The sequence below is a fragment of the Sulfitobacter aquimarinus genome (assembly GCF_040149565.1).
GTDB classification, from domain to species: Bacteria; Pseudomonadota; Alphaproteobacteria; order Rhodobacterales; family Rhodobacteraceae; genus Sulfitobacter; species Sulfitobacter aquimarinus.
This window is the reverse complement of sequence record NZ_JBEFLO010000009.1, coordinates 1-14,776: the sequence shown is the minus strand read 5'-3', so window position 1 is coordinate 14,776 and position 14,776 is coordinate 1. Positions and strand designations below refer to the sequence as shown.

Genomic DNA, 14,776 nt, shown 5'->3' with positions numbered 1-14,776 from the left:
CCATGCAAACGCCCCCTCTTGCCATCGTTGTCAAAGGCTGGCCGCGCCTGTCCGAGACTTTCATCGCCCAAGAGCTGGTCGCGCTCGAGGAGGCGGGCATTGCCTTTGACCTGTGGTCCTTGCGCCATCCCACCGATAAAAAGACACACCCGCTGCATGACCGTTTGCAGGCGCGGGTGCGCTACCTGCCCGAATACCTCCACCAAGAGCCCCGCCGCGTACATGAGGCGATGGGCGCTGTCACCGCCCTGCCCGGCTTTGACGCCGCAGCCGACGCCTACGCCCGCGATCTGGCGCGCGATGACACGGCCAACCGCCGCCGCCGCTGGGGGCAGGCCTGTGTTCTCGCGCATGAGGCCGAGGGCAGTCTGGAGGCGCTATATGCGCATTTCCTGCACACGCCTTCCTCCGTGGCACGCTATGCCGCGATGCTGCGCGGGGTGCCTTGGTCGTTCTCGGCCCATGCAAAAGACATCTGGACCTCGCCCGAGTGGGAGCTGCGCGAAAAGCTGTCGGCGGACACCTACGGCGCGGCCTTCGGCGCGACCTGCACGGCCTTCGGGGCCGAGCATTTGCAATCGCTGGCCGACACACCTGCCCGCGTTGATCTGGTCTATCACGGGCTTGATCTGGCACGCTTTCCCGACGCCCCTGCGCGGGCGCTGCGCGCTGCGGATGCGCCATTGCGTATGATGTCTGTTGGCCGTCTGGTCGAGAAGAAGGGCTTTGACACGCTGATCGACGCGCTGGCACTGTTGCCCGCCGACATGCCGTGGCACTGGACCCATATCGGCGGCGGCACGCTCGACAGCGTGATGCGCAAACGGGCGCAGGACGCGGGCGTGGCCGACCGCATTACGTGGCGCGGTGCCTGCGACCAGCCCGATGTCATTGCCGCCATGCGCGAGGCCGATCTGTTCGTCCTGCCCTCGCGCATCGCCTCGGACGGTGACCGCGACGGCTTGCCCAACGTGTTGATGGAGGCCGCAAGCCAGTTGCTGCCGATCCTCGCCACGCCCGTCTCGGCCATCCCCGAGTTCATCACCGACGGCACCCACGGGTTGCTGGCCGAAGACAGCGCGCAGGCCTTTGCCGATGGCATGCAGCGCATCGCGGTCGATCCCGCACTTGGACCCCGCCTTGCGGCTGCGGCGCATAGCCGTTTGCACGCTGAATTCACTATGGCGCCGGGCATCGCCCATCTGGCAGCCCGCCTGCGCGGCATCCTCGCGTCCAGCTGATGCAGCTGGCCTTTTACGCCCCGTTGAAAGCCCCCGACCATCCCGTCCCCTCGGGGGATCGCGCCATGGCGCGGGCGTTGATGCAGGCGCTGGCACTCAACGGAGCGCAGGTTGATCTGGCCAGTGATCTGCGGTGTAGGGATGGCGCCGGCGATGGGGCAGCACAAAGCGCATTGATCGCGCAGGCCGATGCCGCACTCCCCGCCATCATCGCCCGAGGCCGCGCAGCAGGCTGGCAGGCGTGGATCACTTATCACACGTATTACAAAGCGCCCGACCTGATCGGCCCTGCGGCGGCACGCGCCCTTGGCATCCCCTATCTGCTGGTTGAGGCAACCCGCGCCCGCAAGCGCCTCGGCGGTCCGTGGGACCAATTCGCCCAGCGCGCCGAAGCTGCCTGTGACGCGGCCGACGCAATATTCTATTTCACCCACCGCGACCACGAGGCACTGGCCGCCTATGCGCCATCAGGCCAAGCCCTGATCCACCTGCCCCCGTTCCTGCCGCGCAGTGACCTGCCCCCAGCGGCGAAGGGACACGGCCTGCTGGCTGTCGGAATGATGCGCGTTGCGGCCAAGCTCGCGTCATACGAGTTGATTGCCCAAACGCTTGCGCATTTGCCTGATGAGACGACTTTGACGATCGCGGGTGACGGGCCTGCACGTGCGCAAGTCGACGCACTGATGGCACCTTTCGCGGATCGCGTGACGTTCCTTGGCCAATGCAGCCCAGACGCGTTGGCACAGGCGTACCGCAGCGCAGGCGCTCTCATCTGGCCCGGTGTGGATGAGGCATTCGGCATGGTCTATCTGGAGGCGCAGGCGCACGGTTTGCCCGTCATTGCCCAAGACCGCGCAGGCGTGCGTGACGTGCTTTGCCCGCGTGACGGGGGCTATGCGCAGGTGGCGGATGGGGCGCAGGGGTTGGCCGAGCTCGCGGGCCGCGGCGCAGCGCCACCCGAGGATATTCAACAATTTATCAAGACGCACCATTTGATTGGAGCAGCGGCACAGACACTGGCTGCGGGTCTGGCGCGGGTGGGCGTGCAATGATCCGCCTTGCTCTTTTGCGCCACGGGCACACGCCGTGGAACCGTGCGGGCCGCGTGCAAGGGCGCAGTGACATTGCGCTGGACCCAGACGCCCGCGCCCAACTGGCCGCCCAGCGCCTGCCCGCCCCTTGGGACTGCGCCGCACTTTGGTCCAGCCCGCTGTCACGGGCCGCCGAAACTGCCCAATTGGTCGCAGGCCGCGCACCGCGCACCGACCGCGCCTTGACCGAGATGAACTGGGGTGAGTGGGAGGGCCGCATTGCCGCCGATCTGCGCGCCGATCCCGCCTGCGACCACCGCGACATTGAAGACTGGGGATGGGACTATACCCCCCCTGGCGGCGAAAGCCCTGCGGCCCTTCGGGCGCGGCTGATCCCGTGGGCGCAGGCGCTGACCGATGATACCGTCGCCGTCTGCCACATCGGTGTAATGCGCGTGCTGATGGCCCATGCCACAGGCTGGAACTTTGCCGGCTCCGCCCCTTTTGCCGTCAAACGCAACCGCCTGTTTGTGATCCAGATCGACGGCGACATATGGCATCTGCGCCCTGATCCTGTTCGGTTGGAGGCCCGCCCCTGATGCGTGTGATGATCGTCGTGACACATCTTCTGGGCACGGGTCATCTGGCCCGTGCGCTGACCCTTGCGCGGGCTTTTGCTGCCGCGGGGGACGCGGTGCAGGTCGTGTCAGGCGGCAAACCCGCGCCTCTTTTGGACCGTGGTGATGTGGAGCTTGTGCAGCTGCCGCCTGTCGCCTCTGACGGGGTCGATTTTTCGCGGTTGCTGGACGGGGATGGGGCGCTCGCGACAGACAGCTATCTGGCAACGCGCCAAAGCGAGTTGTTAAGCGCCCTGCATAGCTTTGCCCCCGACATTCTGATAACCGAGTTGTTCCCCTTTGGCCGCCGCATTCTAGCGGCCGAGTTTCGCGCAATGCTGCAAGCCGCCAAAGCCAGCCCCGCCCCACCGCTGATCTGTGCGTCAATCCGTGATATTCTGGCCCCGCCCTCCAAGCCTAAAAAGGCCGTAATGGCCCAAGATATCCTGACCGCGTTTTATGACGCCGTGTTGGTGCATTCCGATGCAAAGCTGACCCCGCTAGAACTTAGCTGGCCTGTGGATGACGGGCTGCGACATATGCTGCACTATACCGGCTTTGTTGCCCCCCCTGCCGCAGGGACGCATCCGGGCGCAACAGGCCACGGTGAAGTGATCGTGAGCGCGGGCGGCGGCGATGTGGGCCAACATGTCTACCGCGCCGCAGTAGAGGCGGCGGACCGCATCCCCCATCCTCTGCGCGTTCTGGTCGGCGGAGCAGACCCGCAAATGCGCATCGCTGCCCTACACGCCCGCGCCACCGCGCCCGTTGTGATCGAACCCGCCCGCCCCGATTTTCGGCAGATGCTATCCCACGCGGCAGCCTCTGTTTCGCTGTGCGGCTACAACACCGCGCTCGATATTCTACAGGCTGGCACACCTGCGATTTTTATCCCCTTTGACGAGGGCAACGAGGTCGAGCAAGGCCTGCGCGCCACGGCCCTGTCCAAACGCGAGGGGATCGAGAGCCTGCCCCGCGCCACCCTAACCCCCGACAGCCTCAGCGCGGCCATCGCCCGCGTGATCGCGGCCCCTGCCCGCATGGCCGACACGATCGGCTTTGACGGGGCTGCCCGCACGGTCGAGATTACCCACAAGCTACGCGGTGCCGTATGAAGATTGACTGGTCCCCCCTTCGCGCAGAATTGGCCGCATGGCGGCGCGAAAAACTACCCTTGCCGATCTGGTGGCGCGACGACGATGCCGTGGCCCGGACGCCCGCGCTGTCGCGACTGATTGCGCTGGCGGACACGTTGAATATAGCTGTGCATGTCGCCGTCATTCCCGATCTGATCGAACCCTCTTTGCCACCCGCACTGGACACGCCGCATACAGTGCCCGTTGTGCACGGCTGGCAGCACATCAGCCACGCGCCGGATGGCGCCAAAAACGCCGAGTTCGGCCATATGCGCCCCACGACACCACAAGAGCTGTCGGACGGTTGGACCCGCCTGAAAGCAGCATTCGGAGAGCGTGCGTTGCCCCTGTTTGTGCCTCCGTGGAACCGCATCGGCGCGGATGTCGTCGCCCGTTTGCCAAATGCAGGCTACCGCGCCGTCTCGACCTATGGGCCGCGCAGCGCAGCCGCGGTGGCGCCCGATGTCACACAGATCAACACCCACATCGACCCGATATTCTGGCGCGGCCATCGCGGGTTAGTGGACCCCGACACATTGGTCGCGGGCATTGCCGCGACCCTTTTCGCCCGCCGTGCAGGGGATACGGACCCGACAGAGCCGCTGGGCCTGCTTACCCATCATCTGGTTCACACCGAGGGCGTCTGGACCTTTACCCATGACGTTCTGAGCGTTCTGCTGGAGGAAGGTGCCCAGCCTGCACAGCTGTCCACGCTAATCTAGGCGGGGCGCAGGCCCAGTATCTGGCGCGCTTGGGCTGGTGTCGCCACAGGGCGGTCGTTGCGTTCGCAAATGTCCGCGGCGCGTTTGATCAAAGCCGCGTTAGAGGGCGCGAGCGTGTCTTTGTCCAAACGGATGTTGTCCTCGAGCCCTGCGCGCGCATGGCCGCCCGCCGCAATCGCCCATTCGTTCAGGACAATCTGGTTCGGCCCGATGCCAGCAGCACACCACACGGCATCCGGCACCAGCCGCTTGAGCGTTTTGATATAGAAATCAAACGTCTCACGGTCTGCAGGCATGGCGTTTTTCACCCCCATGACAAATTGAATATAAAGCTGGCCTGCGATGCGCCCGTCGCGGTTCATCTCGGCCGCTTTGTGAATGTGGGACAGATCAAACGCCTCGATCTCGGGCTTTACGTCGTATTTCACCATCTCGGAGGCAAGCCAGTCCACCAGCTGCGGCGGGTTCTCGTACACCCGCGTGGGGAAGTTGTTGGACCCGACAGACAGGCTCGCCATATCGGGGCGCAGGGATAACATGCCGCCCCGCTCTTGCCCGGCGCCTGAACGCCCCCCCGTTGAGAACTGCATAATCATGTCGGGGCAATGCGCCTTGATGCCTTCTTGCAGCTTGGCGAATTTGTCGGGGTCCGACGAAGGCGTTTCATCCTCATTGCGCACATGGGCGTGGCAGATGCTTGCACCGGCCTCATAGGCGGCATGGGTGCTTTCGATCTGCTCGGAGATGGAGGTGGGCACGGCGGGGTTGTCCGCCTTGGTCGGGACAGAGCCGGTGATGGCGACGCAGAGGATGCAAGGAGTCATAGGGACCTCGGACTTGGGGAATTCACGTTGCGGACAGTCTACACACCCTGCGCACCCGAGGTACACAAGCCAATGCGGCATGGCGGACAGAATATTGGATCGAGGCGCACCCGGTAAGGGTCAGCCGCGCTTTTTCACAAACTCGGTCAGGATGACGATACGCTGGCCTTCAACGCGCCCCTCGATGTGGGTAGCGTTGTCTTGCACAAGACTGATCCGGTGCACGGCGGTGCCGCGCTTGGCCGTGAACCCCGCACCTTTGACGTTGAGATCTTTGATCAGCACAACCGTGTCACCATTGGAAAGGGCAACGCCATTGCTGTCCTTGTGATCCGTCTGCGCGGCGACATTGCCGGCCCAGGCTTGCGTTTCGTCATCAAGGTAGAGCTGGTCGAGCAGATCGCGGGCCCAATCGGTGTCGAGCCGCTTGAGCGTGCGGGCGGCGATGACTTGCAGCGCGGGGTCTTCGCTCCACATGGTCGAGGCGATGGGGCGGAAGTGATCGGGCGGGGTCTGCGGATCGGTGCAGGCGGCGCAGAGCGCAACGGAGGCGTCAGCGGGACCGCCGGAGACGGGCGTGTCAGTGAGCGGGGCATCGGTGGTGCAGAGGGGGCATGTCATGGGGGGGGTGTAGGGCGGGCAAACACTACGCGCAACGTTTTGTTAACCAAGGTGCCCGACTATGAGGCATGAGCAGATACCGCCGCCTTTATATTGCCGGAGGCACCTATTTCTTTACCGTCAATTTGGCGAGCAGAGGCAGCACCCTGCTCACCCGAAAGATTGCGCTGTTAAGGTCGGCCTATTCAGCGGTCATGAAAGAGCATCCCGCCACCTGTCACGCGATGGTCGTCTTGCCGGATCACATTCACACGGTGTGGACATTGCCGGACGGGGATGCGGATTTTTCCATACGGTGGCAAAAGATCAAATCCATTTTCTCACAGAATTGTCCCGATGAAGGAAGCCCTAGCGCCAGCAAACGCCGAAAAGGCGAACGCGGCATTTGGCAACGGCGGTTTTGGGAGCATTGCATCCGCGATGACGCCGATTTTAACGCGCATGTGGATTATTGCCATTGGAACCCAGTGAAACATGGATTGGTCAAGGACGCAAAAGATTGGCCATATTCAACGATACACCGCGCGTTTGAAGAAAGGCGGTTGTAGGGTGGGTGAAACCCACCCATTTCCAAAAGCCGATCCTCGTACAACGCGACGGCTTCACCTACCCTAAAAACGTTACAACAAATCCAGCAAACCGGAGTGAAGTTTTCTATGTGCATCAAATTTGATTTCAAACCGCGTTTTGTAGCTTCTAACTAGCGCTGGATGTTCCGAAAACGGAGCGATCGTCTGAAACAACAAGAGTGCGGTTTCCTTACAGAAGGCCAACACATCGCCATTCCTAACCCCAAATCCACGATGACCAACTGGCCCCAAATTTACCAATTCATCCGATTTTCTCCGTTTTCCGGAGTCCATCAAATTGTGCCCGAATTCTTCATCCCGCAAAATAAGCAGTTTAGGTTTGATCTCTGAGTTTGACGCAACTCTATTTCTCGCCTGCCACTCTTCCAAAAAACCTGTTTGCAGATCGGGGTTAACTTCCCAAAGTTCCCTTATCAACTTCTCAGCATTTGGGAGTGAAACTGCGTCAGAATTCTCTTCCCAAAGCCTTGCGGTCGCAGAAATCGCACATTCCTCGCAAGATTTAAAAACAATTTGGATTGATTGAACCTCGGCACGTCTAACGTCAACGTCAGGTGTTAGCAGTTCTTTACGGTCCAGCAGCTCATAGCAGAACGACAATTCACTTATCAGCCGATAGAATTCTCGCTCTAACCGTTCACGGAATTGCTCAGTGCTAAGTTTGTCTTTCTGCCGGTTTGAGTTTATCATTTGCTAGATACCATTCTCCTTGGAAGCCCAGATCAAATGGCCCGCAACGCGTGGGTTTCACCCACCCTACGGCTCACCCATCCATTTTCAGCGCGGAAATAAACGCTTCCTGCGGGATATCCACCTTCCCAAACTGGCGCATCTTCTTCTTACCCGCCTTCTGCTTGTCCAGCAGCTTGCGTTTGCGCGAGGCATCGCCGCCGTAGCACTTGGCCGTCACGTCTTTGCGCATGGCAGACAGCGTCTCGCGGGCGATGACCTTCCCGCCAATCGCCGCTTGGATCGGGATTTTGAACATGTGGCGGGGGATCAGGTCTTTTAACTTTTCGACCATCGCACGGCCGCGCATTTCGGCGCGGTCGCGGTGGACCATTGTGGACAGAGCATCGACGGGCTCGTCGTTGACAAGGATGCTCATTTTCACCAGCGCGTCTTCGCGGTAGCCGATCATCTGGTAGTCGAAGGAGGCATATCCCTTGGTCACGGATTTCAAGCGGTCGTAGAAGTCGAACACCACTTCGTTCAGCGGCAGGTCATAGACCACCATCGCGCGGCTGCCGGCATAAGTCAGGTCCATCTGGATGCCGCGGCGGTCTTGGCACAGCTTCAGCACGTCGCCCAGATAATCATCGGGCACAAGGATCGTCGCCTTGATCCGCGGCTCCTCCATGTGGTCCACGAAGGTCAGATCGGGCATATCGGCGGGGTTGTGCAGCTCCTCCATCGAGCCGTCGCGCATGTGGACGTGGTAAATCACCGACGGCGCGGTGGTGATGAGGTCGATGTCATACTCCCGCTCGATCCGGTCGCGGATCACTTCGAGGTGCAAGAGCCCCAGGAACCCGCAGCGGAAACCAAAACCAAGGGCGGCCGATGTCTCCATCTCGTAGCTAAAGCTTGCGTCGTTCAGCGCCAGCTTTTCGATGCTGTCGCGCAGGTCTTCGAATTGTGCGGCATCCACGGGGAACAGCCCGCAGAACACCACAGGCTGCGAGGGTTTAAAGCCCGGCAACGCCTCTGTGCAGCCCTTCTTTTCATGCGTAATCGTATCGCCGACCCGCGTGTCACGCACCTGTTTGATCGATGCGGTGAGAAACCCGATCTCGCCCGGGCCAAGCACGTCAATCTCGGTCATCGCGGGGCGGAAGACGCCGATGCGGTCCACATGGTGGACCGAGCCATTCTGCATCATCGTGATCTTTTCGCCCTTGCGCAGTTGGCCGTCCATGATCCGCACCAGCACGATCACACCGAGATAGCTGTCATACCAGCTGTCCACCAGCATCGCCTTTAGCGGTGCATCCAACGCGCCCTTGGGTGCTGGCAATTCGTGCACCACGGCCTCCAGCGTGTCGATGATGCCTTCGCCCGTCTTGGCCGAGACGCGGATGGCGTTGCTGGCATCAATCCCGATCACATCCTCGATCTGTTCGGCCACGCGGTCACAATCGGTGGCAGGCAGGTCGATTTTGTTGAGGACGGGCACAATCTCGTGGTCCGCATCAATGGCGTGATAGACGTTTGCCAGCGTCTGCGCCTCGACGCCCTGCGTGCTGTCAACAACCAGCAACGAGCCTTCGACCGCGCGCATGGAGCGCGAGACCTCATAAGCGAAATCCACGTGACCCGGCGTGTCGATCAGGTTGAGGACGTATTCCTCCCCGTTCTTGGCCAAATAGTTGATCCGCACGGTCTGCGCCTTGATGGTAATCCCGCGCTCGCGCTCGATGTCCATGTTGTCCAGCAGCTGCGCCTTCATGTCACGCGCAGCAACGGTCTGCGTCTCTTGGATGAGACGATCAGCGAGAGTGGATTTGCCATGGTCGATATGCGCGACGATGGAGAAATTGCGGATGTGTGAAAGCGGTGTCATAGCCTTGATATGATGCGGTTTGCGGGGGTGGTCAAGGTGGATGATGTCGCGGGGACTGATGGACCAGACTTGCGGTGGATTTGGGGCCTCTTACCGCGGCGATAATTGCTGCGCCCAAGGACAAGGTGTTGCATGACCTACGGTTGGAACAGGCCCGATATTGAAGAGGGGTCGCATCGCGGCCTGATGTCGAAGGTCCCGAATGACCCACAGCCCGCAATATGCGCAGATGGACATAGGTGGCTATTCGCATCCCATACTCTTCCCCCCTGCCCCCGTTTCATGCTATTCTGTCGGCAGAGCACAACAGCCGCACCAAAAGGGGAAAACCCCACGCGGCATTGAGACAAAGGCAGAGACAATGAAAACAACAGTTCTGGCGCTGGTTGCAGCGACGACGCTTGCCGCCTGTGGGGGCGGATCATCCAATTACACAACCCGCGGCGCCTATGCGCCGACGCAGCTGTATGCCACGGGCCCGCTACAGCGTGCGTGTTTGTCGCAGGGCCGCAAAGCCGCCAGTTCGCAGCGATGCGGCTGTGTTCAGGCGGTTGCAGACCGCGAACTCTCCTCCTCGCAGCAAAAGCGCGGCATCAAGGCATTCAAAGACCCGCACAAGCTACAGGTCTGGCGGCAGTCTGACCGGGCCTCGGACAATGCGTTCTGGGATGTGTGGAAGGCCTTCGGCCAATCTGCGGCGAAACTCTGCTCGTGATGCGCCCCTCCCAGCGAGGAGTGTAACGAGGAGCGCCCGTTGGCCCTTACTCAGGAGAGCGTGTTGGCGGGCCAAAGCGGTCGGTCAACCGCTCGGCGATCTGGTCGCGTGCGGCGCGGAACTGCGTCAGTTTCGCCTCACGCCCCTCCCCCAACCCCGTGGGGTCAAGAATCGGCCAGTACTCGACCTCCAGATGGAAATACCGCGTTAACTCCAGCGCACGGCGCTGCGATGCAGGCGACAGTGAGATAACCAGATCGAACGAGCCGAGGTCATCGCCCCATTCCTCCATCTCGTCAAAGCTGCGGGAACGGTGGCGCGACAGCTCGACCCCCATTTCCTGACAGACCGCAATGGAAAAGCCGTCAATCTCCAGGTCGTTCTTCACGCCCACGGACTGCACATAGACATCCATGCCGTAAAATTTCTTCATTAACCCTTCGGCCATAGGCGAGCGGACGGCGTTGTGGTCACAGCAAAAGAGGACGGATTGAGGAAGAGCTCCGCTCACACGTCAGCCTCCGAAATGCAAAACACAAATGAGCGTGAACAGACGGCGGGCGGTGTCGATGTCGATCTCTGCCTTGCCCTCCAACCGCTCTTGCAGCACGCGGCTGCCTTCCATGTGGATGCCGCGCCGCGCCATGTCGATCGTCTCGATCTGGGCGGGGGGTAGTTTTTTCACCGCGTCAAAGTAGCTTTCGCAAATCTGGAAGTAGTCTTTTACAACCTGACGAAACGGCCCAAGCGACAGATGGAATTCCGCCGCTTTTTCCGCGCTTTCGGTATTCACATCAAAAACCAGCCGCTTGTCGCGGATCGACAGGCCAAGGTGATACGGGCCTGACGGGACGGGACGCGCATCCCGTTTGGGCAGCACGAATGTGTTGTCTTCCAACAGGTCAAACATGGCCACGCGGCGCTCTTGCTCGATCTCCGCTGTGGGCGGCGGCAGGTTGGCGTCATCGAGGACGATATGGGTGATGCGCGACATGGCACTCTCCGGATGGCAGGGTTGCAGAAGTCTTAGCCCAGCCACCCGCGCAGGGCAATCTTGCCGCTGCGCGAATGTTAATGCCAGTACGGTCTGTTAGTCGTTGAGCTTGCGCAGCCGCGCCGTGACCGACAGGCCGTGCGCCTCGAGGCTCTCAGATGTGGCGAGGCGTTCGGCGGCAGGGCCGATTGCGCGCAAGGCCTGCGGTGTCATCTGCGCCACAGTGGTGCGCTTCATAAAGTCCAGCACCGACAGCCCCGACGAGAACCGCGCAGAGCGTGCAGTGGGCAGCACGTGGTTGGGACCGCCGATATAGTCACCGATGGCTTCGGGGGTCCATTGGCCCAGAAAAACCGCGCCTGCATGGGTGATTTGCGCGCCCAGCGCCTGCGGGTCGGCCACGCACAGCTCAAGATGTTCAGGGGCGATGCGATCGCTTAGCGCGGCTGCTGTCGCCAGATCGGGCACCGTGATGATTGCGCCGAAATCGCGCCACGAGGGGCCCGCGATATGCGCACGCTCCAGCGTTTGCAGGCGGGCGTCAACAGCGTCAGCCACGGCACGGCCAAAGGCGGCGTCTGTGGTAATAAGAAGGGACTGCGCACTCTCGTCATGTTCGGCCTGACTGAGTAGATCAAGCGCGATCCAATCAGGATCATTGTCTGCATCCGCGATCACAAGGATTTCAGAGGGGCCCGCGATCATATCGATCCCGACCTTGCCGAACACACGACGCTTCGCCGCCGCGACAAAAGCATTGCCCGGCCCGGTGATTTTATCGACAGGGGCGATTGTATCGGTGCCGTAAGCCAGCGCCGCAACGGCCTGCGCACCGCCGATGCGGTAGATTTCATCCACGCCCGAGATCTGGGCCGCGAGCAACACCAACGGGTTCAACACGCCATCCGGCGTCGGCACAACCATCGCCAAACGGCCGACCCCTGCAACCTTGGCAGGGATCGCGTTCATCAAGACCGAGCTGGGATAGCTCGCCAGCCCCCCCGGCACATAAAGACCTGCTGCGGAAACTGCGGACCATCGCCACCCCAAGGTCGCGCCGACTTCGTCCGTCCACTGGGCGTCTTCGGGCAATTGGCGGGCGTGGTAGGCGCGGATACGGGCCGCGGCAAGCTCCAGCGCCTCGCGGTCCTCTGCGCTGACTTGCGCCACGGCCTCTCCGATGTCCTGTTCGGAGATGCGCAAGGTGTCGGAGGTGAGGGTGAGGCGGTCAAACTTGGCCGTAAGGTCAATCACGGCGGCGTCGCCCCTGCTGCGCACATCCGCGATGATGTCTGCGACGACCGCATCGACATCGGGGCTGTCTTCGCGTTTGGCGTTCAAAAGCTGCGTGAATGCCTGCTCGAAATCGGGGGCATTGGCATCAAGGAAGACGGGCATGGGCGGGCTCCTGTTGGGCGACTTCGGGAGATAGCGGAGATTGCGCCAAGCGCAAGTGGGGTGCGGCAGGATGCGCAGGCGGGAACGCGTGTATCGCCTGCGGGATTGAGTTTAAGGGCAAAATAAAGAAAGGCCCTGCGCCTAGTCTGGATGGGTGGGGCGCAGCTTTGAGGGCGCGAGATAGGGGCGGGTTACGTCCTTTAGGGTTGCGTCCAATGCTTCGACGGTCAGGCGGATGGCCCCGTCACCCGCAAGGGTCAGCAGGACATGGCCCGAGGGGCTTTGTGTTTCCTCGAAGCTCACGGCGAGCAGGGACAGAACGGTATCCGCGTCGCCTTTTGGCACGCCTTGGGAGGCGACGGATTGCACGTTCGAGAAAACAAGGACCGATTGCACACGTTCCGGCGCGGTGCGGGTTTTGGCCTCGTCCTCCCAGCGCATTCGGTTGAGCAGAAGGGCAAAGCGGCCCTGCCCTTTCATCCAGCGCATTTCGGAGGCGGGGAAAACCGCATCCTGTGCGAGCGACGAAATCACGTTGAGGTCCTCGGCGTCCAATGCGCCGAGGTTCAGGGGTTTGTCTTCGCCGTCTTCAAAGCGTGCGTCATCGCTCATTCGTCTTTGATCCGTTCTATGTTTGCGCCCACGCCGGACAGTTTGGCCACGACATGTTCATACCCGCGGTCAAGGTGATAGACGCGGCTGACTTTTGTCTCGCCTTCTGCCGCCATCCCCGCAAGAATTAGCGAGATGGACGCACGCAGGTCGGTCGCCATAACGGGCGCGCCTTTGAGCTTTTCGACACCGGTCACAATGGCCTTGCCGCCCTGCACGTCGACCTTAGCGCCCATTCGGATCAGCTCGGGGGCGTGCATAAAGCGGTTCTCGAAGATCTTTTCTTCCAGTGTTGATGTCCCTTGGGCCGTACACAAAAGCGCCATCATCTGGGCCTGAAGATCGGTCGGGAAGCCCGGGAACGGCTCTGTCGTCACATCAACTGCTTGCACGCGGTCGCCGCGGCGTTTCACCTTGAGCCCTTTGTCCGTTTCCGTCACCTCGATGCCTGCGGCATCCAGCTTTTCACAGAATGCGCCGACCAGCGACAGCTTGCCGCCCAGCAGCTCAACCTCACCGCCGCAGATCGCGGGGGCCAGCATATATGTGCCAAGCTCGATCCGGTCGGTGACGACGGGATGGGTTGCGGCCCCCAAGCGGTCAACGCCTTGGATGGTGATGCTTGGGCTGCCGTCACCTTCGATCTGGGCGCCCATGCTGCGCAAGCAATCTGCAAGATCGACGATCTCTGGCTCGCGGGCGGCGTTGTTGATGACGGTTATGCCTTTGGCCAGCGTTGCGGCCATCATGATGTTTTCGGTGGCCCCGACAGAGGCGAAGGGGAAGTCGATCACGGCCCCCTTGAGACGGCCGCCTGCGGCTTTGGCATAAAGATAGCCATCGCGCAGTTCGATCGATGCGCCCATTTTCTCCAGACCGTCGGTGTGGATGTCCATCGGTCGCGCGCCAATCGCGCAGCCGCCCGGCAGGGAGACTTCGGCATAGCCCTCACGCGCCAGCAGCGGGCCAAGGACAAGGTTCGAGGCGCGCATTTTGCGCACGATGTCATATTCGGCGCGGGTGTTGATCGCCCCGTGGCACGACATAGAGATTACGCGGCCTTCTTGCAGGGTCGTGATTTCGGCACCCAAAGACTGCAACAGCTGCGTCATGGTGCGAATGTCCGACAGACGCGGCGCGTTCGTCAGCGTCAACGGTTCCTCGCTCAGCAAGGTTGCGGGCATCAACGCGAGCGACGCGTTTTTGGCGCCTGCAATCGGGATTGAGCCTTTGAGCGGCCCGCCACCGCGTACGAGAATTGCGTCCATTGGTTAGGTATCCTTGTGTGGCGCCTGTGTGGCGCTTCGTGTGTGTGGACCCTCGTCCGTGTCAGCCTGCGCATTGCGCGCCCGTGCTTGGGTTTTGCGCCGCGCCATGTTCGACTTCAACGCTGCGCGCAGGCGTTCTTGCTTGCGCGCGGCCTCTGCCGCTTTTGCCTTTTGGGCCGGAGTTTGTGAGGGCTCTTGCTCTGCCATGGGGCTTGTCTAGCGCAAGGTGTGGATGGGGTCCAGATTAGGCGTGGAATTTGGCTTGCGCGATGCGAAGAATACCGCTAGTGAGCGCGTTACCGGCGCTGTGGTAGCTCAGTGGTAGAGCGCGTCATTGGTAATGACGAGGTCGGGAGTTCAATCCTCCCTCACAGCACCATTTTCAAACATGCGGTCAGATGGGCCTTTTTTGGAGAGCCGACAGGTTGGGCGCGCCCTTGGGAT

General features: G+C 61.5%; 17 protein-coding genes and 1 tRNA gene. 8 read left to right on the top strand and 10 right to left on the bottom strand.

Annotated features, from left to right (window positions below; all coding sequences use genetic code 11):
• Positions 1 to 2 precede the first annotated feature (2 nt).
• From ABMC88_RS15035 to ABMC88_RS15015, 5 genes are read left to right on the top strand one after another with little or no spacing between them, the layout of a single operon-like run.
• Entirely contained in the window at positions 3 to 1,241 is a 1,239-nt protein-coding gene (locus ABMC88_RS15035) for a glycosyltransferase family 4 protein (protein WP_349577720.1), read from the top strand.
• On the top strand, positions 1,241 to 2,293 hold the full coding sequence (locus tag ABMC88_RS15030) for a glycosyltransferase family 4 protein (RefSeq protein WP_349577719.1): 1,053 nt from the start codon (positions 1,241 to 1,243) through the stop codon (positions 2,291 to 2,293). Before ABMC88_RS15035 ends, ABMC88_RS15030 begins: the two co-directional genes overlap by 1 nt.
• Entirely contained in the window at positions 2,290 to 2,871 is a 582-nt protein-coding gene (locus tag ABMC88_RS15025; RefSeq protein WP_349577718.1) for a histidine phosphatase family protein, read from the top strand. The genes ABMC88_RS15030 and ABMC88_RS15025 overlap by 4 nt, the downstream gene beginning before the upstream one ends.
• Positions 2,871 to 4,004, top strand: a complete 1,134-nt coding sequence (locus ABMC88_RS15020) for a glycosyltransferase family protein (RefSeq protein ID WP_349577717.1) — start codon at positions 2,871 to 2,873, stop codon at positions 4,002 to 4,004. Before ABMC88_RS15025 ends, ABMC88_RS15020 begins: the two co-directional genes overlap by 1 nt.
• Entirely contained in the window at positions 4,001 to 4,747 is a 747-nt protein-coding gene (locus ABMC88_RS15015; protein ID WP_349577716.1) for a polysaccharide deacetylase family protein, read from the top strand. Before ABMC88_RS15020 ends, ABMC88_RS15015 begins: the two co-directional genes overlap by 4 nt.
• Here the strand turns inward: ABMC88_RS15015 and ABMC88_RS15010 are convergent.
• Positions 4,744 to 5,571, bottom strand: a complete 828-nt coding sequence (locus ABMC88_RS15010) for a 3-oxoadipate:acetyl-CoA acetyltransferase (protein ID WP_349577715.1) — start codon at positions 5,569 to 5,571, stop codon at positions 4,744 to 4,746. The two genes, ABMC88_RS15015 and ABMC88_RS15010, sit on opposite strands and share 4 nt — an antisense overlap.
• Before the next feature lie 120 nt (positions 5,572 to 5,691).
• Entirely contained in the window at positions 5,692 to 6,192 is a 501-nt protein-coding gene (locus tag ABMC88_RS15005; RefSeq protein WP_349577714.1) for an alkylphosphonate utilization protein, read from the bottom strand.
• A 68-nt stretch (positions 6,193 to 6,260) separates the two neighbouring features.
• On the opposite strand from ABMC88_RS15005, the gene ABMC88_RS15000 reads away from it, so the two are divergent.
• On the top strand, positions 6,261 to 6,740 hold the full coding sequence (locus ABMC88_RS15000) for an REP-associated tyrosine transposase (RefSeq protein ID WP_349577713.1): 480 nt from the start codon (positions 6,261 to 6,263) through the stop codon (positions 6,738 to 6,740).
• 72 nt (positions 6,741 to 6,812) lie between these two features.
• Here the strand turns inward: ABMC88_RS15000 and ABMC88_RS14995 are convergent, their stop codons facing one another.
• A complete protein-coding gene (locus tag ABMC88_RS14995) occupies positions 6,813 to 7,472 on the bottom strand; it encodes a hypothetical protein (protein ID WP_349577712.1) in 660 nt (219 codons plus the stop codon).
• Between the two features lie 73 nt (positions 7,473 to 7,545).
• Positions 7,546 to 9,345 (bottom strand): translation elongation factor 4, encoded by a 1,800-nt coding sequence (gene lepA / locus ABMC88_RS14990; RefSeq protein WP_349577711.1) that lies wholly within the window; start codon positions 9,343 to 9,345, stop codon positions 7,546 to 7,548.
• Between the two features lie 361 nt (positions 9,346 to 9,706).
• Here lepA and ABMC88_RS14985 point away from each other — a divergent pair, with 361 nt between their 5' ends.
• Positions 9,707 to 10,060 carry a hypothetical protein gene (locus ABMC88_RS14985; RefSeq protein ID WP_349577710.1) on the top strand — a complete coding sequence of 118 codons (354 nt, stop codon included), beginning with the start codon at positions 9,707 to 9,709 and terminating at the stop codon, positions 10,058 to 10,060.
• Between the two features lie 46 nt (positions 10,061 to 10,106).
• On the opposite strand, the gene ABMC88_RS14980 is transcribed toward ABMC88_RS14985, so the two are convergent.
• The 6 genes from ABMC88_RS14980 to ABMC88_RS14955 form a co-directional block, all read right to left on the bottom strand.
• The gene (locus ABMC88_RS14980) at positions 10,107 to 10,508 is read right to left on the bottom strand and encodes an arsenate-mycothiol transferase ArsC (RefSeq protein WP_439655614.1); all 402 of its coding nucleotides are present in this window, start codon (positions 10,506 to 10,508) and stop codon (positions 10,107 to 10,109) included.
• Between the two features lie 66 nt (positions 10,509 to 10,574).
• Positions 10,575 to 11,054 carry a UPF0262 family protein gene (locus ABMC88_RS14975; protein WP_349577708.1) on the bottom strand — a complete coding sequence of 160 codons (480 nt, stop codon included), beginning with the start codon at positions 11,052 to 11,054 and terminating at the stop codon, positions 10,575 to 10,577.
• A gap of 96 nt (positions 11,055 to 11,150) precedes the next feature.
• The gene (gene hisD / locus ABMC88_RS14970) at positions 11,151 to 12,452 is read right to left on the bottom strand and encodes a histidinol dehydrogenase (RefSeq protein WP_349577707.1); all 1,302 of its coding nucleotides are present in this window, start codon (positions 12,450 to 12,452) and stop codon (positions 11,151 to 11,153) included.
• A gap of 141 nt (positions 12,453 to 12,593) precedes the next feature.
• Positions 12,594 to 13,064 (bottom strand): DUF2948 family protein, encoded by a 471-nt coding sequence (locus ABMC88_RS14965; RefSeq protein WP_349577706.1) that lies wholly within the window; start codon positions 13,062 to 13,064, stop codon positions 12,594 to 12,596.
• A complete protein-coding gene (gene murA / locus ABMC88_RS14960; protein WP_349577705.1) occupies positions 13,061 to 14,332 on the bottom strand; it encodes a UDP-N-acetylglucosamine 1-carboxyvinyltransferase in 1,272 nt (423 codons plus the stop codon). Before murA ends, ABMC88_RS14965 begins: the two co-directional genes overlap by 4 nt.
• A gap of 3 nt (positions 14,333 to 14,335) precedes the next feature.
• On the bottom strand, positions 14,336 to 14,539 hold the full coding sequence (locus ABMC88_RS14955; RefSeq protein WP_349577704.1) for a hypothetical protein: 204 nt from the start codon (positions 14,537 to 14,539) through the stop codon (positions 14,336 to 14,338).
• Positions 14,540 to 14,636: 97 nt separating this feature from the next.
• Between ABMC88_RS14955 and ABMC88_RS14950 the strand changes: the two genes are divergently transcribed.
• Positions 14,637 to 14,711 (top strand) — tRNA-Thr (locus tag ABMC88_RS14950).
• Positions 14,712 to 14,776: the final 65 nt, after the last annotated feature.